The sequence below is a fragment of the Mogibacterium kristiansenii genome (assembly GCF_029224645.1).
GTDB classification, from domain to species: Bacteria; Bacillota; Clostridia; order Peptostreptococcales; family Anaerovoracaceae; genus Mogibacterium_A; species Mogibacterium_A kristiansenii.
The window spans coordinates 63,178-84,018 of sequence record NZ_JAQXUZ010000020.1 but is presented as its reverse complement, the minus strand read 5'-3'; the positions used below and the strand labels follow the sequence as shown (position 1 = coordinate 84,018).

The window sequence follows — 20,841 nt, the reverse complement described above, 5'->3', positions numbered from 1 at the left end:
TGCAGGCAGGCGAGCGCGAACTTTACCGCCTCCGGGGTCGTCTTTTCCTCTTCTTCCGGACCGGGGTTCGCGCACGAAAACCGAATTCATTGGCTTTGCAGGCAGGCGAGCGCGAACCTTGCCGCCTTCGGGGTGGGTTTGCTCTAAGAAAAGGGCGAAGCCGTCGCACATGAATTGCGACTGCTCCGCCCTCTACTTGCTTAATTGTCCGGCAGGTCCTACTTATCGGATTTGCTTGCCTTCTTTACCTCGTCGGTCTTGAAGATGATCTTGCTCTCTCCGCTCTGACCGTCCTGCTTTCCGCCGATGAAGGAACCATCGGAAGCGGCATCCAAAGTTGCCTTTACCCGGTTCACCATGCTCTTAATATCCGAATCCTTCAGGGTGGATACCAGCTTCTGGATTCCGGTCTTATTGAATGTTGCCATTCCGCTTGCCAAAGTATCCGCACCGTCAGACAGAGTCTCCGCACCTTCCGTCAGCTGACCCATGTAGGTCACCAGCTTACCGGTTCCGGCATCTACCTGAACCGCACCGTTTGCCAGCTTTGTAGTGCCGGCATCCAGCTTATTTGCACCGGCATCCAACTTATTCACGCCGGTTACCAGGCTGGTCTTATCCTTAGTATCGACCTTGATTCCCGCCTGCAGGCTCTGGAGGCCCAGAAGTGCGCCCGGATGGAACTTTCCGTCCTTGTCGGTATATCCGTTCACGCCGGCATCCAGCTGTGCGGCACCGGAATTCAGTCCGGCCACGGCCTTCGACAGACTCGGAACCTTTGTTCCGTCCGCCTTTGTACCTCCTACATTGACGGCGGTATCCAAAGCCTGGGTTCCGGCCTTCAATTCATCCGCACCGTCCTGCAGCTTCTTCAAGTCATCATTGGAAGAAGATGCAATACTCTGATACATTGCCTTCGCCGTCTGATTGGCTGCACTAATCTTCTGCTTGTCGGTATTTACCGAAGAAACCGTATCGTTTACGTTTGTCTCGTATGTTCCCAACTTTTCTTTTGCATTCTTCAATGCATTGATGGTGTCCTGATCTCCGGAAGCCGCTGCCGCTTTGATGGCTGTTTCCAGAGCGCCGTCCACATCGGCGGAGGATGGAGCGTTTACATTCTCGGTATTCACGCCGTCCAGATTGTCGCCGATGGATTTCGCAGTCTGTGCCAGCTTGGTGTTCTGTGCCGCAAGCGTTTCGCCCATCTGCTTGATTCCGGCATCCACCCGAGCTGCTCCGGCACTGAGTTTCTTAGCGCTGCCGTTATCACCGGCCAGTCCGCCCGCACCGTTCACGCTGGAATTCAGCGCCTCCGTTCCTTCTTTCATCTGAGTGGTTCCGGAAGACAGGTCCTGGGCACCGGCTACCAGCTGATCCGCACCGTCGGACAAGTTCTTCACGCCGGCCTTCAGGTCTCCGGTTCCCTGCTTCAGGTCTCCGGTTCCGGCCTTCAAGTCCTTGGATCCGTTTTTCATGCTCTCGGTGCCGTCCTTCAGGGTTTCGGTTCCTTCTTCAATCTGAGAGGAGCTGTCCGCCAGCTTATTGGCACCCTTGGCCAGCTTGGAACTTCCGTCCACCAGCTTTTTGGAAGCATCGGACAGCTTGTCCAGCGCGCTTTCCAGCTCGTCAACCTGACCGGTGGCGTCATCCAATTTCGTGGTATCCACATCATTCATGAAACCGGAATCCGCTACGGTGTAGGTTCCGTCGATTTCGAAATTCGTGGTCTTTGCGTTGATGGTTACGTGGTCCGGAATGTCCAGCTCGTCAATCTGCAGGTTGTCGCTCATTCCCGGAAGAGCGATTCCCACAACGGCGGTGCTGTTTCCGTCGTTTACCGCCTTACCGTTGTTTACGGTGACGTTGGTGAAGTTGTCGTTGCTCAGCACGACCGCACTGACGATTGCGTACGGACGAGTCAAACTGTAGCCGTTTTCTTTTACGCTGTCGTTGATGTCGTAATCGAAACGGATTTTTACATTGCCCTTCTTGCCGGCGATTTCATCGGCGGAAACCTTCGTGCCGTTCAGATAGTAGCTGACCTTTACTTTTACCGGAAGCTCCCCGTCGTAGTCTCCGGTGTAGTGGATGTCCTTGCCCTTTGCGGCCCACACCAGCTTCTTGCCGTCCCGGCTCATTTTCTCGTCGCCGGAGGTGTTCTTGATGTTCTTCAGATTGGAGTAATCGCTGAGGTTGTTGGACTTGCCCTCATTCTTCAGCCACTCGCTTACCGAAACATCGGTTGTATTGCCATCGGCGTCCATTACCGCGTACACGGTCTCGGATTTGTCGCCGGTCTGTGCGGTCTTCAGCATCTCCGGGAAGTTCTCATTGATGGACTTCTCCGTATCTGCATGGACTGCATTCATCTGCGGCACATAAAACAACGCTGTGCTGCATGCCAGAACGCCCGCAAGAATCGGGGCGCCGATTTTCTTGATTTTGTTGTTAAGCTTTCTCATTGTTCAATCCTTTCATGCCCCTTGTAGTTTTACAAATTATACGATCGAATGCCATAAGCATGGATGGCAGCAGGAAAATCACCGTGATCATACTGATAATCGCACCTCTGGCCATCAGCGAACACATGGTGCTGATCAAGTATACGTTGGAATACTTCGACACTCCGAAGGTGGATGCGAAGAAGCCCAGTGCACTGGTCATGATGGACGGCATCGACGTCCGCACGGCGATATCAATGGACTCTCGCTTGCTCAGCCCGCCCATTCGTTCGGTCTTGTACCGAGTGGACATCAGTATCGCATAGTCCACCGTGGAACCCAGCTGAATGGTGGTGACGCATACCGGAACCAGGAACGGAAGCTCCACTCCGGTGAATCCACAGATTCCCAAGTTGATGTATATGGCTAACTCGATTACAAGTATCAGTATAAACGGTAGTGATATCGAGCTCAATACGAAGAAAATAATCAGGAACACCAGTCCGATGGAAATCCAGTTAACGACCTGGAAGTCCTTGGACGTCAGCTGAATCAAGTCCTTCGTAGACGGCGCTTCACCAATAACCGATCCGTTCTTATCGTACTTGTGAACGATACTGTTGACCTGTGTCACCTGACGATTTACCTTGTCGGTAGAAATCCGATACTTCGAGTTCACCAGTATCATCTGGTGCTTGTCGGACCGCATGGAGTTGTTCAGCTCATCCGGAAGCATGTTCCGAGGAATCGCAGAACCCAGCATTCCGTCCACACCCAGAACGCTCTTCACGCCCTTCACGTCTTTGATTTCCTCACTCATGGACCGGCCATCTTTCGCCGACATATTCGCATCTGCGATGATGATATAGGAAGTATTGATTCCGAAATCTTTCGATAGCTTCTTATTTGCAGTATAGAACGGAACCATCTCTTTATCGATATCCTTGCCGTCTCCCACCACCATCTTCGTCAAATCGTAAGATGTATTCATGTGAGCATATCCATACAGTGCCGGAGCTAACAGGAGTCCAAAGCACAGGATGTAAATTCCATACCGAGATGTGAGCTTGTGAGACAATCTGTCGGCACTTGGGATTAAGGTCTTGTGACGAGTCTTCTGCAACGTTCTTGTAAAGAACAGAATCATCACCGGCAGCACCGTAACGCTGCACACTACACCAAAGACAACGCCCTTCGCCATAACCAATCCAAGGTCCATGCCCATCTTATAGGTCATGAAACACAATGCCAGGAAACCGGCAATTGTCGTAACGGAGCTTCCTGTCACAGAAATCAACGTTGCATTGATGGCCTCTGCCATGGCCGGTTTCGGCTCTATTCCGTCATCCAGCTTTTCCATATAGCTGTGCCACAGGAAGATGGAATAGTCCATGGTCACGCCCAGCTGCAACACCGCCGCAATGGCTTTGGTGATGTAGGAGATTTCTCCGAACATGATGTTGGATCCCATGTTGTACAGAATTGCCAGTCCGATACTCAGCAGGAACAAGAACGGTGCCACATAGGAGTCCAGCAACAGCATCATTACCAGAAGGGACAGCGCTACCGCCACCGCTACGTACTTGATTTCTTCCGTCTCCGCAATATTCTTCAGATCCAGAACCATGGATGTCATTCCGGCAACATACGTATCCTTGTTGCTCATCTTTCGAATCTGATCCACGGCATTCAGCGTATGCTCATCCGAAATTCCCGTATCGTAGAATGTTACCAGCATCGTTGCATTCTTGTTATTGATATTGTCCTGCACCACCTTCGGGTACATGGAAATCGGAATGGATGGATTCACCACGTCCTGCAAATTCACGATGGATTCCACATGATCCACCTTCTCAATGTCCTTCTTCAGCTTCGTCACATCATCCGTCTTCATATTCTCCAGAACGAGAATGGAGAAGCCGCCCTTGTGGAACTCATCCATCAACAGGTCTTGACCCTTTACACTTTCCATATCGCTCGGGAGGTATGACAACATATCGTAATTAACATGAGTCTTCGCCATTCCGATTGCTGACGGAATGATTAAAATCAATGCTATTACGAGGATTGCGTGTCTCAGCTTCACAACTACTTTGCCGAATTTCATCTCTTGCATCCCCCTATAAAAATAGTTTCGCATATCTAAATTGACCGACGGTCATTTCATCTGCCAGTATACTAGCACAGGAATGACCAGCAGTCAATATTTGAGATAAATTTTTTACAAAATTCCTTTGTTCAATTTTCGAAACACTTTATATATAAGGGTTTCGAACACTTGACCGTTGGTCATTTTATTCTTGACGAATCCTTCACTTAATGGTATATTATAGAAAAATCGGTAACGTTAAACCGAACGGATCTTTTTTTACCAAGGGTGTAGTTATGACAAAAGTGGATATGAAGAAAAATAAAAAACGTCAGGACATCCTGGACGCGGCCTATGAGCTTTTCACCACGAAGGGCTTCTCCAGCACGACGATTATGAACATTGCGCTGAAAGCCGGAGTGGGGAAGGGCACGTTCTATCTCTATTTCGACAGCAAGGAGGCGGTGCGGGATGAGCTGATTGTGATTAAGGCTTCCCAGATTCTCACCAAGGCCGTTAACGCGATGGAGGAAAGCCTGGGCGCCAATCGAAAGGTGGGGGTGGCGGACCGGTTCATCTTCGTGGCAGATTTCATTCTGAATTATCTGTCGAAAGATCTGACGTTGCTGCGGTTCGTATCCAAGAATCTCAGCTGGGGTCTGTTCCTGAACAGCCGCATTGAGGAGAAGAATTCCGATGTCATCAATTTCAAGGATTTCATTTCCCTGCTGATTGAGCGGGATCACGTGCACCTGAAGAATCCGGACATTCTGATTTATACGCTGATTGAAATGGTGAACTCCACCTGCTACAGCGTCCTGATTAGCGAGGATCCGGTCAGCTTCGAAGAGTACAAGCCGTACCTATATCACTGCATTCGGCTGCTGATTGATGATGCCGGGGAGAATTAAGTGTTGGCACGGTAAGATACCTGTGATATAATACGACTCGTTCTGCCGGTTTCCGGCGGAAACGAACCGGCAGATTCCATGGGGATGGCTGTGAAACATCCCGGACACAACGTGGGGTCTGCCGCCCAACCCGAATACGAAAAATTTGCGATATAGTGAAGGAGGAGCATTTGCCGGCGCAAACGCTCCTCCTTTTGATTCTTCACTTTTTTTCATCGCCTGTTCGATTATGTCGTTCGGCGCTTTTTTCTGTTCGTCGGATGTGATACTGCCCACAACTTCTTGTTCTTTGCAAAAATCTGATTCTCCTGTTCCATCAGCTCCTGATACATGGCAACCGCCTCGTCCAGATTGCTTGGTTCCTTGCTGTTGCTGCTTTTCCCACTGCACGCCGCCAGGGACAGCATCAGAACTTCCGAAGCCGCACCCATAGGCCAGTGCATCGACAGGACATACGGTGACGCATTTTCCCCGGTCCACTTCAACGCCCAACAGGACCACCTTGTTCATCAGTCCGTAGAAGGCGCCCAGCGGGTACACCCACTTGCAGAAGGGCCGGTAAAACACCACCTTTGAAGAAGTTGGAAAGGTGGATATAAAATCTTCGTTAAGAAAGGAAAGTTAACGGAAATTTTATACGGGTAGGGTATATTATAGACAATCGGATGAATGTTTGGAAAAATGTGAGGGGAATGCCCGGATGATTGGAAGCGACACCTTGGTCTACCGGATGCTTTTCAACCTCACGGAAAACGCCATCCGGTACAATCGTCCAGATGGCGCCGTTACCATTTCCATCTGCAAGGATGAAAAGTTCATTCAAATTCGCGTGGCAGATACGGGCTTCGGAATTCCGGAGCAGTACCGGGAAAGCATCTTTCAGCCATTCTTCCGCGTGGACAAGTCCCGGAGCCGGGAACACGGCGGTGTCGGACTGGGACTTTCTCTGGTCTGGGAAATCGCGGCACTTCACGGCGGCGCGGTGACGGTGGAGGAAAGCTCGGGGGCCGGCACCGTGGTTCTGGTGACGCTGCGTGGTTGAATCCTTCCGTCATAACTCACGCTAATCTGGTTTCGGCACATCACTAAAATTAGGAGAAATTATAAAATGTTTCAATTTTAAAGCGACATCTTTACACTTTCTTAACATAACTTAGTTAGAATTATGTTGCAGATCTGTAAAAGATGCTTCTAGTGAACTTTACGAAAGGAAAATTTCTATGAAACATAAGAATACTATGTATCTAATTCTATTAACAATTTTCATCTTATCACTTCCGATATGCGCTTATGCTGACAATTCTGTCATCATTTCGAAAGATGACTTTTCTACTGATACTGAATTCCAAAATGCCATTGACAATGCATTCGAGAACTACGAGAATTTTACAATTGTTTTAGACGATGATACAATTAGCCCGGTGCTCAGCATGTCTGCTTCTCCACTATCAGCAGATGCTGTTCTATACAATGTTAAAAATGTACAGAATAAATCTAACTCTTTCGGAAAAGACTACCTAAATGTATCTGGCGATCCTGGAATTACCATAGGATTGTCTCACGCAAAAACTAAATCCTATGCATTACAATTTGGTGCAACATTTGGATGTGACAAAAGTTTTATTGCAAATGCAACGTGGGGTTCCTCCAAGGCTCTACATTAACCTATTCTGGTACATGGAAAGTACCTTCGAAAGCGAATGGAAAGCAAGTAAAACGTGGCTACCTTCATATGCGTCCAGAATACAAAGTAAAATCTTATACGGTATATCACAAAAATTATGGAACAAACAAGTGGATTAAAGACGGCTCTTCGACAACAAAAAAAGCCTACGGTGTAAATATTAGAAAAACATTCACTTACAAATAGCACTTTGGAGGGGTATTATGATTTCAAAAGAACAATTTTCCTGTGGTAACACAATTTTAACACCTCAGAGTTACGAAATAACGACTGAGTGCGGTACTGATGTACTGACACCAAACGAAACAAAGATTCTCCAGAAACTACTTGAACAGAATCATTGTGTTGTTTCCCGTGCCTCTTTACTCTCATTGATTGATTTACGTGGTTCGAATGATACCGACCGTTCTGTGGACGTTCATATTTCTTCATTACGAAAGAAACTGCGTTCCATTCAGTCTAATCTTCGTATCCAGTCTAAAAGAGGTGTTGGATACTACATTCAGGAGAAGTCAAATACCCCGTTTCCGTTAAGCTTATTTTCTGATAAAACAAATAGTGAAAGAAAGGAGAATTCCTCTATGAAATTTTCTTACATTTCTCTAATTTTCCTCGCCTGCATGTGTCTTTGCTGGGTAGGGTATACTGCATCACCACTTGATTTAGATATGTCCTTTGAACCAATGTATGGCTACGCCTACATCGTCCGCAACCTGTACATCATGTTCATGATTTTCATAGGCGTCTACCTTATGAAAATTTACCTGGATCACAAAGACAAATAGATTACAGTGATTAATTCCTGAGCGCCAATTCAAAATTGGCGCTCAGTTTATATATTCAACAATTCTATGAGGGATTTGCGTTATAACATATCCTATCCCTGCACCAGCGTGCCGCCACAGCTGGAACCGGCACCGGCGGTACAGCCGTAGCAGTGCGCCCCGAACCGAATCTTCCGCTGAAGCGAATTAATTTTTCCCCCAGCCAGATCATAGATGGTCAGATCCCGGTCTTCGTTCCGACATGGCATATTCATCACCTGGTTGAAGTCGCAGTCATAGATTCTTCCGTCATAACCTACGCTGATCTGATCCCGGCACATCATCTTCTCACAGGCCTCCTCATTGAATGCATCCAGCAGCATATCCATGTACTGTTGGTAGATTCCGTTCCGCAGCAGGTGACACCCGTACCGGCCGATTGGATTGTTCGTCACCGCATACAGCCGGTTGAATTCCACCCCGTATTTTCGAAGCTCCTTCCGGTACAAATTCTCCAGCTCGTCCTGATCTGGCGGCAGAATATCCCGCTGCGGGTTGAACACCAAGTTCAGCTCCGGTTTCTGCTCACCCGATTCCTCACTTTCCATTTCCGCACCGTAGCCCACAGCATTCAGCTCCCGAAGCACCTCAATGCTCTGACGGAACACGCCGTCGCCCCGCTGACTGTCTGCCTCCGATTCACTGAAATTCGGAAGGCTGGCAATCACAGTTACTCCCAGCTCCCAATATTTCCGAATCAAGTCCCGATATGCCGGCGCCTTCAGAATCACCAGGTTGGTCCGAACCATCACCCGGAATCCCAGCCGCGTCGCCTCTTCGATGAACCACCGGAAGTCCGGCGCCATTTCCGGCGCCCCGCCGGTGATATCAATCGTCCGGAATCCGTGCCGAACCCCCGTATCCAACACCGCTTGCAGCGTCTCCCGGGAAATCACTTCCTTCCGATCCGGGCCGGCGCCCACATGGCAGTGCTCGCAGGACAGATTGCACTTCTTTCCCACATTCACCTGAATCGTGGACAGCTCCGGCCGCGTCTCCAAATACTCCGCCTTCGGAACCATATCCTCAAAATACATAATCCGCGCCATCGCATCTTCCAGATCCTGGGGTGACGCCGGTTTTCCCTCCGGATATGCCTCTTCCCGGTACGCGGGTAAAACCACGAATCCGCCCAGGAGCGCGTTTCCGATGGTGCAGGCCGGACCGTTCAGAATACGATTGCGATAGGAAACCTCTGCCGGAGAGTTGTGTTTCCACAGCCGGTCAAACCATTCCACATAGGCCGCCTGATCATAGCGAACGGGAACCGCTTCGATATAAAGTCCCTTGTATTCCGCCCGGTAGATGGCATCCTCCTCCGGTGTTGCCGCAATTCGGGTGAGCACGCCGAACTGCTGCCCCTCAAAGGTGGGAAGTCCCGCCGCACCGTTATTGATTACCACACCGCCCCGGAGTTTTCCGGCCACCGCCGCACAGGTATGAGTGGTGGCGAAAATATCGATTCCGTTTTCTTCCATAAAATCGGACAGTTCTCCCTGGCGAAGCACATCCTCCAGCTGCTCGATGGCACAGTCCCAGCCCCCCAGCAGCTTCTCATCTCCATGAGTGATTCCGATTTTGCAATCACCCACCTGAGCGACCATGTGAGCCGGCCGATCCTTTAGCTTCGCAATCAATTCCGGATGTTTCCCGATTTCTTCCTTCATCATATGGTGAATTCGGTTGGAGCGGCTCACGCTGGCATCATCGGTGCAATCCGGATAGGCGCAGCCGCAGCCCACGCCCACATCTTCCGTTCTTCGAACCTCTGCTTCCACATTTCCAACCATTGGAATATATTTCTCCGCACCGGCTTCTATCCGGGCAAATTCCTCTGCCGTCCGGTCGAACCAGTGCATGTCGCCGTTGAACACCATGCCCACCCGACCGCCTTCGCCCAAGCGTTCCTGTTCTTTTACGAACATTGCCTGTACTGCATCCATGGCAAAGGGGTTTCCGTACAGTCCGCCCACCACCAGCAGGGTGTCGAAGGTGTGCGCCGGGGAAGGAGCCGCGGACCATACCGACGAATCCAGACGGTAATCCACCGGACATGCTCTTCCCGCATCTTTGAAATTATGTCTCGCATAACTCGGAGTTGTACAACTTGCCATTTTTTCCTTCTTTCCTTTTCTCTACTTCAAAATTTCCTGACGGAGGTTCTCCAGATCCGCCGCATCCGGATGGGACAGGGGCCCGGTCGAAATTATCGATCAGCTGATCCAGGTTCGGTGCCGCATCCGGCTGCGCCTTCATCTTCACATATCGATCCCGAACCGCCTGCTGCATCTTTCCCTGGCACATGAATTCGCCCACCAGGGTATTGCTCTCATCCATCGATGCCTTCCGGGTCGATGTCTTCCCATCCGGCGGCACTACGCTCTGCATCCAGAGCCTCGATTTCCTCGTCGGTTCTTCCTTTCCATGCCGGACGGCCTTCGGTCTTCTCCGCCATGGAAGCCACAACACCGCATACGGCGTAGGAACCCCAACACAGTACGGCACCCCAGAAGTTCACGCCCAGGAAGTTGGCGTACGCACCGTTTCCGATATTCATAAATGCCAAGCTGTCCGGGCTTACGGTGTCCACAATTCCCAGAATCATACCGATCCAGAAGGAGAGGTGGAAGCCGATTTTCGTCGGCTTAATCGGACCTGCGCCGTGAAGCAGAAAAACCGGACCCAGCCCCATAATCATGGTTCCGGAAATGGTGGTTGCCGCCAGAATATCGGTTCCCACAATCATCGGCAAATTGCCCACAACCGCGAAAAATGCCATGAATCCGATACCAATCCAGCGAGCTTTTTCATGCGGATCCTTTCCCAGAATGGCCGGAAGATCCCGCGCGGTCAGCTTCGCCAGGGAACTGAAGGTGGAGTCCAGAGTGGAACCACCGCACATTACCATCATGATAGCCATCAATAAGAATGCCGCAATGCCCATTCCCTGCGCCACCGCCTGCGCCGCATCCGTCACATTTTCCAGACCGGAAAGCATGGCGTCCACACCGATCAGGGAGAACAGGGTGATTGCCAGGAATCCCAGAAGACCCGCAACGGTGAAGCACTTCAGCATTTTCTTTTCCTCGCAGATGAATCCCCGGTCGGTGAGTACCGCATCATGGAATCCGTAGGACAGGCACTGCAGCAGTGCACCCAGAACGAAGTCCACGCCGGTGTCCATCTTCCAGGATCCGCTGGTCAGGTATGCGCTCATCGGGTGTTCCGGCAGAATCCAGAAGATGGTGAATACCAGCAGTACCACAAACAGGCCGGCCTGCAGCACGTCGGTAATCAGGGAAGAACGCAGTCCGCCCCAGCAGCTGTAGCCCAGTGTGATTGCGGTAAAAAGAAGTGCGGCGATGACGAAGGGTTTGCTGCCCGACTCACCGTAGTATCCGCCGATGACCGAGGTATTGGACCAAACCTCGTTGAACAGACGAACCAGAATTGCTGCGCTGAAGCAGAATGCCGCTGCCACACCGTAGTTGCTTGTGAGGAGGTCGGTCATGGACTTTGCGGCGAAACGACGGCGCAGTCTGTAGATTGCAAAACCGGTGAGGGGAATGCAGAGCCAGTACACCGCGTAACCGATACCACCTACGATGCCGTAGCTGTATCCCATATTGGCGCAGTTATATACGGATTTTGCGAATATCCAAGCGATAAATACCGAAGAGGTGACCATCAAAGAAGAGGCTGCTCGTCCCTTCTTGTCGGTTCCTTTGAAAAAGCCGCCGATTGTAACGGCCTTCGGGGAGATGGCGAACATGACGATGCCGTATACCACCAGGAATCCCCAGAAAAACAGTCCTGTACCGTTGTGCATGATGTTTTATCCTTTCTGCTATTATAATTCATAAAAAAGCCCATAAAAAACGCTGTTAGAATTCACTAACAGCGTTAACGGATTCATTCTAACAAATTTAGGACTTGTATTCAACCGATTTTTTATTGAAAATCCTTATATTGAATCTGCACATTTCCTCATATTTCTATATTTTCACTAGGCGTCTTTCAGAATTTCTCTGGTCAGGGTGTTGGCCTCTTCCACGATAGAAGCGATTTCTCGGTTCCATTCCTCGGCCTGCTTGCGGTCGGTGAGAGCAGGGGTGTTGGCCACTACGTTCATCTTCGCCGCCTGAATGCAGGCATTCAGGTTCAGGGCCGCTACGTAAAGATCGCTCACCAGCTGCTTGTTGGATTTTCCAATCATCTCCTTGGTGAGGTGCAATCCGGCCAATGCCGCCCGGCATGCGTTCAGCGGAGCCAGTCCCGCTGCCACCGATGCCTCTGCAATCGCTGCCTTCCGAGCCGCTTTCTCTTCATCCGTGGATTTCGGAAGGGCATAGGCATCGGAAACGCCGGTAAAAGCTTCCTTATCTTCATCGATTCCCTGAATCAACTTCGTGAGAACTTCCTGAGCTTCCTTCAGCGTCTGCTGATTCAGCTCTTCGTACTCTTCATATTTCTTCTTTCCCAAGGTGAGGTTCGCCACCATCATAATCAGGGCTGCGCCCTGTGCACCGGTCAGTGCCGCAACCGCACCACCGCCCGGCGCCGGTGCTGCCGATTTCAGTTCATTCAGGAAATCGATAATCTTCTGGTTTTCTGTCATTTCTTTTTTTCCTTTCTGCTTCCCGCTGCCCGCAGTTCGAACGGACAGCCCGGAACAATAGCACCAATACTTTTATCTCATTATAATAAAAAGAACGCCGGAAGGAAACCTCCAGCGTTCTCAAATTACTTTTTCTGCGGATTAGTTGTTCAGATCTGCATCGAAAGGAAGGAGTGCTACCACACGAGCTCTCTTGATAGCAGTGGTAACTGCTCTCTGGTGCATTGCACATGTACCGGTTACTCTTCTCGGGAGAATCTTTCCTCTCTCGGTAGTGAACTTCTTCAGAGTCTCTACATCTTTGTAATCGATCTTCTTATCCTTGTCTGCACAGAACTGGCATACTTTTCTTCTTCTCATGCCGCGCTTTCTGTTGTTATTGTCCATTTCGACTTAATCTCCTTTCCTAAGATATGTCTAGAACGGGATGTCGTCATCCGCTGCCTGGAATGCATCCGGGAAATCATCTTGACCTCCGAAAGCGTCCTGCTGCGGTGCCGGCGCGCTCTGCTGCTGACCGCCCTGGTAGCTGTCATTGCCGCCAAAACCGGAGTTCGCGTTGGAGCCTCCACCGTTGTTGTTTCTAGAGCCAAGGAACTCCACGCGATTCGCGATGACGTCAGTGGTGTATACCGTCTGACCGTTCTTGTCTCTGTAACTTCCCGTCTGAATCCGTCCGCTTACCGCTGCCTGACTGCCCTTCTTCAGGTATCTGTCTACGGTCTCGGCCTGCTTTCCGAATACGGTGATTCGAATGAAGTCAGCCTGACTCTCCTGGCCGGCGGACACCGGTCTGTCGATTGCCAGCGTGAAATGCGCTACGGCAGTCTGAGTGTTCGGTGTGTAGCGAAGCTCCGGATCCCTTGTTAATCTTCCAATTAAAATTACACTATTCATGTTTCACCTGTCCTTTCCGAACGCTGTGAACGATACTTATTTCTCGTCCTGGCAAACGATGATATGTCTCATGCAATTATCGGAAATCTTCAGTCTTCTGTCCAGTTCCTTTGGCAGTTCTGCACTTGCCTTGAATGGAATCAGCACGTAGAAACCGTCCTTCTTCTTGTTGATCGGGTAAGCGAGCTTCTTAACGCCCCACAGATCCGCTTCTCCAGCTTCACCGTCAGCGTTGATGATGCCCTTTACGGTCTCGATCATCTGGTTTCTTGCAGCTTCATCCATAGCCGGATCAAGAATGAACAATAATTCATAATTTCTCATTGTTTTCACCTCCTATGGCCTAATGACATCTTGCGATGTAGGATTCTGGCCTGCTTATTCAGACCATACCCAATTATTATACAGAAAAATACCCGGATTGCAAGCTTTTATTTCCGAAATTCCTTGAAAATCCGGTGAATTCTTCCGTTTTCTACCCGCAAATCTGCTCAGAGTCCAGAATTACGGTAAATGGACCGTCGTTCAGCAGCTCGACCTTCATTTCCGCGCCGAATTCTCCCTGTTCCACCACATCCACGCGCTCTTTGCACTTCTCGATGATGTATTCATAAAGGGCGTTGGCATGGTCCGGTGATCCCGCTTCGATAAAAGAAGGTCGGTTTCCCTTCTTGCAGTTTGCGTACAGGGTGAACTGTGATATCAGTAAAAGTTCTCCCCCCACATCCGCCAAGGAAAGATTGGTCTTTCCGTTTTCATCTTCAAATATCCGAAGCTTAATCATCTTATCCAGCATCTTGTCGGCGATTTCCTTCGTGTCCGTATCGGATACTCCGATCAGAACCATGTAACCTTTACCGATTTTTCCAATCACGTTATTATCCACGGTGACGCTTGCGTGGGTGACTCTCTGTATTACCAGTTTCATTCTCTTAAACCCTTCCTTGCTTTTTTTATATCGTTATTTTACAATAGATTCTAACCTATTGCATGAATACCTGCAAGTCCGGTGATGACCGGAAGCTTCAGGGAAACGGAGGATATTTTTAGGATATGATGAATCCATTCAAAAGCATTCCGGCGGGACTGGCGATTCTGTCGGAAATAAATCGTTTTAATAAAATGGCGCCGCAGTTCGAAGCCCTTCGGAAGGAAGGAAAGTTCGAGGAAGAACGGGCGCTGATTCTGGAAGGCACCGGTCGGTTCGCTGATACCGTATCTCGGAAAATCGGAATTACCTTCGATATTCACGGGGAGGAGAATATTCCGGATCACGGGCCGATGCTGATTGTGGCCAACCACCAGAGCTATGCGGATATTCTGGCGATGATCTATGTGATTCGGAAGTTCCAGATCGGCTTCATTGCCAAATCGGAGTTCACCGGTTTCAAGCCGCTGGCAAAGGCGATTAACTACACTCGTTCGCTGTTTCTGAAGAGGGGAGATGCCCGGGCAGCCATTCAGACGCTGAACGAGGCGGCGACCCTGATGAAGGAAGGGTTTTCCCTGGTGATTTTCCCGGAGGGGACGCGGAGCCAGTGCAGCGAGATGGGCGAGTTCAAGGCGGGCAGCTTCAAGTTCGCGCAGAAGGCGAAGGTGCCGATTCTTCCGATTACTCTGGAAGGGGGCTACCACTTCTGGGAGGAGAAGGGAACGGTTCAGCCGTGCACCGTTCATGTGAAGATTCATCCGCTGGTTCATTTTGAGGAGATGGACCGGAAGACGCAGAACAACGCCCATGTGGAGATTGAGAACACCATCCGCGAAGGACTGAAGGAATTCGTTTAGTTTTATTTTGTTGTGAATACGGAAACTTTAGGAAAGGAACCCGAAATGCCGGGTTCCTTTTTTATTTTATGCTCACAGTTTTCCATAATTTGTTAAAATTTCTGTGCATAATTATTCATTCACATCCGTACACCTCTTATATTTCAACCACTGCGGCACATTCTCACACATTGTTGATAACTGTGGAAAACTTTTTCTTTTTGTGTTTTTGACAAGTTTATAAGCATATTTATTTGACATACGCCAAATAGATTACTATCATTAATAAAAAATATTATGCGAAATAACAGGAGGTGTACCATGCTGAAAGATTACATCAAAGAGAACCGCACCGTGAGGGGATTCGACCAAAGCGCAAAAGTTTCCACCGATGAGCTGATGGACATGATTGACTGTGCCCGCCTTTCATCCTCCGGCATGAACCTGCAGCCGCTGAAATATTTTATCGCCAACCGGGATTCCGCCGCAGCCATTCTTCAGAAAGCGACCAAGATGGGCGGTCGTCTTCCGGAGCGCCACCTGCCGGATGCCGGAAAGGAGCCGGAGTCCTACATCGTCATCCTTCAAGATCCGGACATCAGCACCAGCGACACCTTTACCAATATCGACCTGGGCATCGCGGCGCAGAGCATCACCCTGGCGGCGGTGGAGAAGGGATACCGCTGCTGCATGCTGGGGGGCGGCTACAATCCGGAAGAACTCCGGGACGAGCTGGGCATTCCGGACAAATACATCCTCAAGCTGGTCATCGCCGTCGGCAAATCCGCAGAGAAAATTCACCTGGTAGAAATCGAGAATGGGGAAGACACCGGCTACTACCGGGATGCAGACGACGTTCATTACGTCCCAAAAAGAAAACTGCAGGACATCATCATCCGCTAGTTTTCCGCATCTTTATAAAACCACAAAAAAATGGACGCAAAGCCAGACGTTTCCGACTTTGCGCCATTCTTTTTTTATTCATTAATCCAGAAGAGAAATTTGTTCACCCTCGGATTTCTTTTTTTCTGAAACCTTCGGCTTCTGTGCGTTCTCTTCATCATCCACAACCTTGGCCAAAGATACGATGTGGCTGTCTTCCTCCACCTTCATAATCTTTACGCCCTGAGTGGTTCTTCCGGACTTGGAGATTTCTTCTGCCCGAATTCGGATGATTACGCCGTTGGAGTTAATCAGCATCACTTCGTTCTCGTCCCGAACCAGCATTCCGCCGACCAGCGTACCGGTCTTGCTGAACTTGGACTTGTCATAAGTAGCGATACCCTTACCGCCTCTGGTCTGGAGGCGATACTCATCCAGAGAGGTTCTCTTTCCGAATCCGTTCTCGGAAACTACCAGCATCTCCCGGGTTCCGTCGATGTCCAGCTCCATAGAAACGACTTCATCGCCATAATCCAGGTTGATGGCACGAACGCCGGCTGCATTTCGGCCCATGCTTCGAACATCGTTTTCGTTGAAGGCGATGGCCTTACCCAGCTTGGTGATGACGTAGATATTCTCGTCGCCGTTGGACTGACTGACGGAAATCAGCTTGTCGCCGTCCTTCAGGTTGATGGCGATGAGACCGTTCTTCCGAATGCTGTCGAATTCCGACATCGGCGTCTTCTTGATGGTTCCGCTTCGGGTGATCATTACCAGGTAGTTGTCCTGAGAGAATTCCTTCACCGGAATCACCGCGCTGACCTTCTCGCCCGAATTCAGGTTCAGGAAGTTGATGACCGGAGTACCCTTTGCGGTTCTGGATGCTTCCGGAACCTCGTATCCCTTCATCTTGTACACCTTTCCCATATCGGTAAAGAACAGCAGGTCATCGTGGGTGGAGGTGATAATCAGATCTTTGACAAAATCCGAATCCCGGGTAGTCAGTCCCAGAATTCCCTTGCCGCCTCGGCGCTGTGCTTTGTAGGTGTTCTCCGGAACTCTCTTGATGTAGCCCATGTGGGTGAGGGTGATTGCCACATCCTCTTCATCGATCAGGGCCTCTTCATCCAGCTCTCCGTCGCCGTTCACCAGCTTGGTTCTTCTCTTATCTCCGTACTTCTTCTTGATTTCCAGAAGTTCTTCCTTGATTACGCCCATCAGCTTCTTCTCATCTGCCAGCAGTTCCTTGAAGTATGCGATTCTCTTCCGAAGCTCCGCCAATTCTTCCTCAATTTTCTCACGTTCCAAACCCTGGAGTCTGGCCAGTCTCATATCGAGAATTGCCTGTGCCTGCGCTTCCGACAAACTGAACCGAATCATCAGCTTTTCTTTCGCATCGTTATAAGCGGAACGGATAACCTTGATCACTTCGTCGATATTATCCAGCGCGATTACGTAACCCTCTAAAATATGTGCCCGTTCCTCTGCTTTTCTCAGATCGAACCGAGTTCTCCGCGTCACCACTTCCTTCTGGTGCTTCAAGTATTCGTCCAGAATCTGGTACAGATTCAGAATTTTCGGCTCGCCGTTTACCAGTGCCAACATGATCATGCTGTAGGAAGTCTGCAGCTGAGTGTGCTTGTACAGTCTGTTCAGGATGACATTCGGATTCACGTCCTTCTTCAGGTCGATGACAATCCGAAGATTTCCTCGAGCGGACTCATCCTGAATGTTGGAAATTCCTTCTATCTTCTTATCCTTTACCAGCGCTGCCATGGACTCAATCAGCCGAGCCTTGTTCACCTGGTACGGAATGGAGCTTACCACGATACGGGTACGTCCCCGGCTTCCTTCCTCAATTTCGCACTCCGAGCGAACCAGCACCTTGCCGGTACCGGTACGATAGGCTTCTCGCGCACCTTCTTTTCCGATAATCTGCGCACCGGTCGGGAAGTCCGGCGCCTTGATGATTTTAATCAAGTCATCCACCGTGCACTCATCGTCGTCAATCATCTTGACGCACGCATCGATGGTCTCGCCCAAATTGTGCGGCGGAATGGATGTAGCCATACCTACTGCGATACCGTTGGATCCGTTAATCAGCAGATTCGGCACACGGGAAGGCAGAACCACCGGTTCCTGTTCCTCGCCGTCGTAGTTATCCGCAAAATCCACGGTTTCCTTTCCGATATCCCGAACCATCTGCAGGGAGAACGGGGACATTCTGGCCTCGGTATAACGAGAAGCCGCTGCACCGTCGCCATCCACGGAACCGAAGTTACCGTGACCATCCACCAGCGGATATCTGGTGGAGAAAACCTGTGCCATCTTAACCATGGCATCGTAGATAGAACTGTCACCGTGAGGGTGATATTTACCCATTACTTCACCGACGATACGGGCGGACTTCTTGTGCGGCTTGTCCGGCGTAATTCCCAGAGCGCTCAGGCCGTAGAGAATTCTTCTGTTAACCGGCTTCAAACCGTCTCGAACATCCGGAAGGGCACGTCCTACAATAACACTCATGGCGTAGTCGATATAGGAAGTCTTCATTTCCTCCGACATCTCATGGGTGATTATTTTGCTGTCTTCCAATAAATTCGTTGACATTCAATCTCCTTTATCTATACTTCTTCAGTATCTCAAGCTCTTCGCGATTTCCCATAAAAAGAATTTCGCAGATCACCGGATACCGACTATAAATCCAATGTGGCGTAACGCGCGTTTTCCTCAATGAACTTCTTCCGCGGCGGAACCTTGTCACCCATCAATGTGGTAATCATCTCATCCGCCTTTTCGGCATCATCTAAAGAAATCCGAATCAGGGTACGATGGTTGTAGTCCATAGTGGTTTCCCACAGCTGAGTGTAATCCATCTCTCCAAGACCCTTGTATCTCTGTATTTCCACCTTTGTCTTGCTGTCTTTCTCCCGAAGTTCGGCCAAGAGATCTTCCTGCTCCTTGTCGGAATAGGTGTACCAAGTCTCTTTGCCTCTCTTCACCCGGAACAGCGGCGGCTGTGCGGCATATACATAGCCTTCCTCAATCAGCGGTCTCATGAAGCGATAGAAGAAGGTGAGGAGCAGCGTCCGAATATGAGCACCGTCCACGTCCGCATCGGTCATGATGATAATTTTATGATAACGCAGTTTTGAAATATCGAAGTTGTCGTCGATTCCGCAGCCGAAAGCGGTAATCATATTCCGAATTTCCTGAGAATCCAACGCTCTCGCACGGGTTGCCTTCTCTACGTTCAGAATTTTACCTCTCAGCGGAAGCACCGCCTGGCGCGCTCTGTCTCTTCCTTCCTGCGCACTTCCGCCGGCGGAGTCTCCCTCCACCAGGAAAATTTCACAGATTTCCGGATCCTTTTCGGAACAATCCTTCAGCTTGCCCGGAAGCGATGTGCTTTCCAGTACGTTGGTTTTACGCGAGGTCTCTCGAGCCTTTCGCGCTGCTTCTCTGGCGTTGGCCGCGTTGATGCACTTGGTGACGATTTTCTTGGCCTGCGCCGGATGCTCCTCTAAGTAGAAATTGAAGTACTCGTTCATGCTGCTTTCCACAAAACCACGAACTTCACTGTTTCCAAGCTTTGCCTTGGTCTGTCCTTCGAACTGAGGATCCGTCAGCTTCACGCTGACAATCGCGGTAACGCCTTCCCGGCAGTCATCGCCGGTGAGGGAATCGTCCTTCTCCTTCAGCTGATTGGTGCGGCGAGCATAGTCGTTCAGCGTTCTGGTAATCGCCGCCTTCAGTCCCTGGAGGTGGAAACCGCCTTCGATGGTGTTGATGTTGTTGGCGTAGGACATTACCGTTTCGTTGTAATTTCCGGTGTACTGCAGTGCCACTTCCACTTCATACTCTTTGCCGGTGGCTTCGTCCTTCTTGTGGTTCTCGAAATAGAATACATCTTCGTTGATGACCTTCTTGTTTCGATTCATGAAGGTGACGAATTCTCGAATTCCGCCTTCGTAGCAGAAGCTTTCTTTCTTCTTCCGTCCCTCTCTCTTATCTTCGATGGTAATCCGGAGGCCCTTATTCAAAAAGGCCATCTCTCTCATTCGATTCTGCAGGATATCGTAGTCATAGATGGTTTCATCGAAAATTTCCGGATCCGGCCAGAAGGTGGTCTTAGAACCGGAACCCTCGGCCTCTCCCAGAACCTTCAGCTCGGTTGCTCTTTTTCCCTGGAAATATTCCTGCTCGTACAGCTTTCCGCCTCTTTTTACCTCAACAATCATGTGCGTGGAGAGGGCGTTTACTACCGATGCACCTACACCGTGAAGACCACCGGATACCTTGTATCCGCCGCCGCCGAACTTACCGCCCGCATGGAGCTGTGTATGAATAACTTCAACCGTCGGCTTATGCTCCGTCGGATGCATATCCACCGGCATTCCACGGCCGTCATCGCATACCGTGATGGAATTATCTTCATTAATGGACAGCTCGATGTGTTTACAGAATCCGGCCAGTGCCTCGTCCACACTGTTATCCACGATTTCGTATACGAGATGATGCAAACCCTGAGATCCGGTACTGCCGATGTACATACCCGGTCTGACACGAACCGCTTCCAGTCCGTGAAGTACCTGAATCTGTTGGCCTGTATAGTCGCTTTTCTTTTTTTCTGCGCTCATTCAAACCTTCCTTTTATGATTAAAACAAACAAAAAAATCGGTTATTTACATAACCGATTTATTTTACCATATTCGCGTCTTGTAT

19 protein-coding genes are annotated in these 20,841 nt (G+C 49.9%); 6 read left to right on the top strand and 13 right to left on the bottom strand.

Translation table 11 applies throughout. The annotated features are described in order from the left end of the window. Nucleotides 1–218 precede the first annotated feature (218 nt). Nucleotides 219–2,465 (bottom strand): YhgE/Pip domain-containing protein, encoded by a 2,247-nt coding sequence (locus tag PUE40_RS05920; protein ID WP_277672185.1) that lies wholly within the window; start codon nucleotides 2,463–2,465, stop codon nucleotides 219–221. Continuing rightward, nucleotides 2,452–4,551: an efflux RND transporter permease subunit gene (locus tag PUE40_RS05915; RefSeq protein ID WP_277672184.1), complete on the bottom strand. Its 2,100-nt coding sequence runs from the start codon at nucleotides 4,549–4,551 to the stop codon at nucleotides 2,452–2,454. The genes PUE40_RS05920 and PUE40_RS05915 overlap by 14 nt, the downstream gene beginning before the upstream one ends. A gap of 278 nt (nucleotides 4,552–4,829) precedes the next feature. Here PUE40_RS05915 and PUE40_RS05910 point away from each other — a divergent pair, with 278 nt between their 5' ends. After that, a complete protein-coding gene (locus PUE40_RS05910; RefSeq protein ID WP_277672183.1) occupies nucleotides 4,830–5,444 on the top strand; it encodes a TetR/AcrR family transcriptional regulator in 615 nt (204 codons plus the stop codon). A 227-nt stretch (nucleotides 5,445–5,671) separates the two neighbouring features. On the opposite strand, the gene PUE40_RS05905 is transcribed toward PUE40_RS05910, so the two are convergent. Next, nucleotides 5,672–5,929, bottom strand: coding sequence for a hypothetical protein (locus PUE40_RS05905; RefSeq protein ID WP_277672186.1), 258 nt, complete (start codon nucleotides 5,927–5,929; stop codon nucleotides 5,672–5,674). Nucleotides 5,930–6,144: 215 nt separating this feature from the next. Between PUE40_RS05905 and PUE40_RS05895 the strand changes: the two genes are divergently transcribed. From PUE40_RS05895 to PUE40_RS05885, 3 genes are all read left to right on the top strand, one after another. Beyond that, complete coding sequence (locus tag PUE40_RS05895; RefSeq protein WP_330636970.1) at nucleotides 6,145–6,486, top strand: sensor histidine kinase; 342 nt, start codon at nucleotides 6,145–6,147, stop codon at nucleotides 6,484–6,486. Between the two features lie 178 nt (nucleotides 6,487–6,664). After that, the gene (locus tag PUE40_RS05890; protein ID WP_277672182.1) at nucleotides 6,665–7,108 is read left to right on the top strand and encodes a hypothetical protein; all 444 of its coding nucleotides are present in this window, start codon (nucleotides 6,665–6,667) and stop codon (nucleotides 7,106–7,108) included. 223 nt (nucleotides 7,109–7,331) lie between these two features. Further along, a complete protein-coding gene (locus tag PUE40_RS05885; RefSeq protein ID WP_154554410.1) occupies nucleotides 7,332–7,913 on the top strand; it encodes a helix-turn-helix domain-containing protein in 582 nt (193 codons plus the stop codon). Between the two features lie 92 nt (nucleotides 7,914–8,005). Here PUE40_RS05885 and arsS read toward each other — a convergent pair whose 3' ends face one another. From arsS to dtd, 8 genes are all read right to left on the bottom strand, one after another. Beyond that, the gene (arsS, locus tag PUE40_RS05880) at nucleotides 8,006–10,066 is read right to left on the bottom strand and encodes an arsenosugar biosynthesis radical SAM (seleno)protein ArsS (protein WP_277672181.1); all 2,061 of its coding nucleotides are present in this window, start codon (nucleotides 10,064–10,066) and stop codon (nucleotides 8,006–8,008) included. Beyond that, entirely contained in the window at nucleotides 10,029–10,289 is a 261-nt protein-coding gene (locus PUE40_RS05875; protein WP_330681546.1) for a flavodoxin family protein, read from the bottom strand. The genes arsS and PUE40_RS05875 overlap by 38 nt, the downstream gene beginning before the upstream one ends. Further along, the gene (locus PUE40_RS05870; protein ID WP_277672180.1) at nucleotides 10,282–11,781 is read right to left on the bottom strand and encodes an SLC5/6 family protein; all 1,500 of its coding nucleotides are present in this window, start codon (nucleotides 11,779–11,781) and stop codon (nucleotides 10,282–10,284) included. The genes PUE40_RS05875 and PUE40_RS05870 overlap by 8 nt, the downstream gene beginning before the upstream one ends. Nucleotides 11,782–11,958: 177 nt before the next feature. Further along, a complete protein-coding gene (locus PUE40_RS05865; RefSeq protein WP_277672179.1) occupies nucleotides 11,959–12,570 on the bottom strand; it encodes a cyclodeaminase/cyclohydrolase family protein in 612 nt (203 codons plus the stop codon). A 141-nt stretch (nucleotides 12,571–12,711) separates the two neighbouring features. Next, on the bottom strand, nucleotides 12,712–12,957 hold the full coding sequence (rpsR, locus tag PUE40_RS05860; RefSeq protein WP_154554407.1) for a 30S ribosomal protein S18: 246 nt from the start codon (nucleotides 12,955–12,957) through the stop codon (nucleotides 12,712–12,714). 30 nt (nucleotides 12,958–12,987) lie between these two features. After that, entirely contained in the window at nucleotides 12,988–13,467 is a 480-nt protein-coding gene (locus tag PUE40_RS05855; protein ID WP_154554406.1) for a single-stranded DNA-binding protein, read from the bottom strand. Nucleotides 13,468–13,503: 36 nt separating this feature from the next. Then, the gene (rpsF, locus tag PUE40_RS05850) at nucleotides 13,504–13,791 is read right to left on the bottom strand and encodes a 30S ribosomal protein S6 (RefSeq protein ID WP_154554405.1); all 288 of its coding nucleotides are present in this window, start codon (nucleotides 13,789–13,791) and stop codon (nucleotides 13,504–13,506) included. 151 nt (nucleotides 13,792–13,942) lie between these two features. After that, the gene (dtd, locus tag PUE40_RS05845; RefSeq protein WP_154554404.1) at nucleotides 13,943–14,395 is read right to left on the bottom strand and encodes a D-aminoacyl-tRNA deacylase; all 453 of its coding nucleotides are present in this window, start codon (nucleotides 14,393–14,395) and stop codon (nucleotides 13,943–13,945) included. Nucleotides 14,396–14,520: 125 nt separating this feature from the next. Between dtd and PUE40_RS05840 the strand changes: the two genes are divergently transcribed. Both PUE40_RS05840 and PUE40_RS05835 read left to right on the top strand, forming a co-directional pair. Continuing rightward, the gene (locus PUE40_RS05840) at nucleotides 14,521–15,255 is read left to right on the top strand and encodes a lysophospholipid acyltransferase family protein (RefSeq protein WP_154554403.1); all 735 of its coding nucleotides are present in this window, start codon (nucleotides 14,521–14,523) and stop codon (nucleotides 15,253–15,255) included. A 300-nt stretch (nucleotides 15,256–15,555) separates the two neighbouring features. Further along, complete coding sequence (locus PUE40_RS05835) at nucleotides 15,556–16,137, top strand: nitroreductase family protein (protein ID WP_277672178.1); 582 nt, start codon at nucleotides 15,556–15,558, stop codon at nucleotides 16,135–16,137. Between the two features lie 81 nt (nucleotides 16,138–16,218). On the opposite strand, the gene gyrA is transcribed toward PUE40_RS05835, so the two are convergent. Then, a complete protein-coding gene (gene gyrA / locus PUE40_RS05830; protein WP_277672177.1) occupies nucleotides 16,219–18,726 on the bottom strand; it encodes a DNA gyrase subunit A in 2,508 nt (835 codons plus the stop codon). 86 nt (nucleotides 18,727–18,812) lie between these two features. Next, complete coding sequence (gene gyrB, locus PUE40_RS05825) at nucleotides 18,813–20,756, bottom strand: DNA topoisomerase (ATP-hydrolyzing) subunit B (RefSeq protein ID WP_277672176.1); 1,944 nt, start codon at nucleotides 20,754–20,756, stop codon at nucleotides 18,813–18,815. Nucleotides 20,757–20,841 lie beyond the last annotated feature (85 nt).

Coding starts and splice junctions, on each gene's coding strand:
- PUE40_RS05865 (WP_277672179.1), bottom strand. CDS start 12,570: ATGACAGAAAACCAGAAGATTATCGATTTCCTGAATGAACTGAAATCG.
- gyrB (WP_277672176.1), bottom strand. CDS start 20,756: ATGAGCGCAGAAAAAAAGAAAAGCGACTATACAGGCCAACAGATTCAG.
- dtd (WP_154554404.1), bottom strand. CDS start 14,395: ATGAAACTGGTAATACAGAGAGTCACCCACGCAAGCGTCACCGTGGAT.
- PUE40_RS05870 (WP_277672180.1), bottom strand. CDS start 11,781: ATGCACAACGGTACAGGACTGTTTTTCTGGGGATTCCTGGTGGTATAC.
- PUE40_RS05885 (WP_154554410.1), top strand. CDS start 7,332: ATGATTTCAAAAGAACAATTTTCCTGTGGTAACACAATTTTAACACCT.
- PUE40_RS05895 (WP_330636970.1), top strand. CDS start 6,145: ATGATTGGAAGCGACACCTTGGTCTACCGGATGCTTTTCAACCTCACG.
- PUE40_RS05875 (WP_330681546.1), bottom strand. CDS start 10,289: ATGGATGAGAGCAATACCCTGGTGGGCGAATTCATGTGCCAGGGAAAG.
- PUE40_RS05920 (WP_277672185.1), bottom strand. CDS start 2,465: ATGAGAAAGCTTAACAACAAAATCAAGAAAATCGGCGCCCCGATTCTT.
- PUE40_RS05910 (WP_277672183.1), top strand. CDS start 4,830: ATGACAAAAGTGGATATGAAGAAAAATAAAAAACGTCAGGACATCCTG.
- PUE40_RS05855 (WP_154554406.1), bottom strand. CDS start 13,467: ATGAATAGTGTAATTTTAATTGGAAGATTAACAAGGGATCCGGAGCTT.
- rpsF (WP_154554405.1), bottom strand. CDS start 13,791: ATGAGAAATTATGAATTATTGTTCATTCTTGATCCGGCTATGGATGAA.
- PUE40_RS05915 (WP_277672184.1), bottom strand. CDS start 4,551: ATGAAATTCGGCAAAGTAGTTGTGAAGCTGAGACACGCAATCCTCGTA.
- PUE40_RS05840 (WP_154554403.1), top strand. CDS start 14,521: ATGATGAATCCATTCAAAAGCATTCCGGCGGGACTGGCGATTCTGTCG.
- PUE40_RS05835 (WP_277672178.1), top strand. CDS start 15,556: ATGCTGAAAGATTACATCAAAGAGAACCGCACCGTGAGGGGATTCGAC.
- gyrA (WP_277672177.1), bottom strand. CDS start 18,726: ATGTCAACGAATTTATTGGAAGACAGCAAAATAATCACCCATGAGATG.
- arsS (WP_277672181.1), bottom strand. CDS start 10,066: ATGGCAAGTTGTACAACTCCGAGTTATGCGAGACATAATTTCAAAGAT.
- PUE40_RS05890 (WP_277672182.1), top strand. CDS start 6,665: ATGAAACATAAGAATACTATGTATCTAATTCTATTAACAATTTTCATC.
- rpsR (WP_154554407.1), bottom strand. CDS start 12,957: ATGGACAATAACAACAGAAAGCGCGGCATGAGAAGAAGAAAAGTATGC.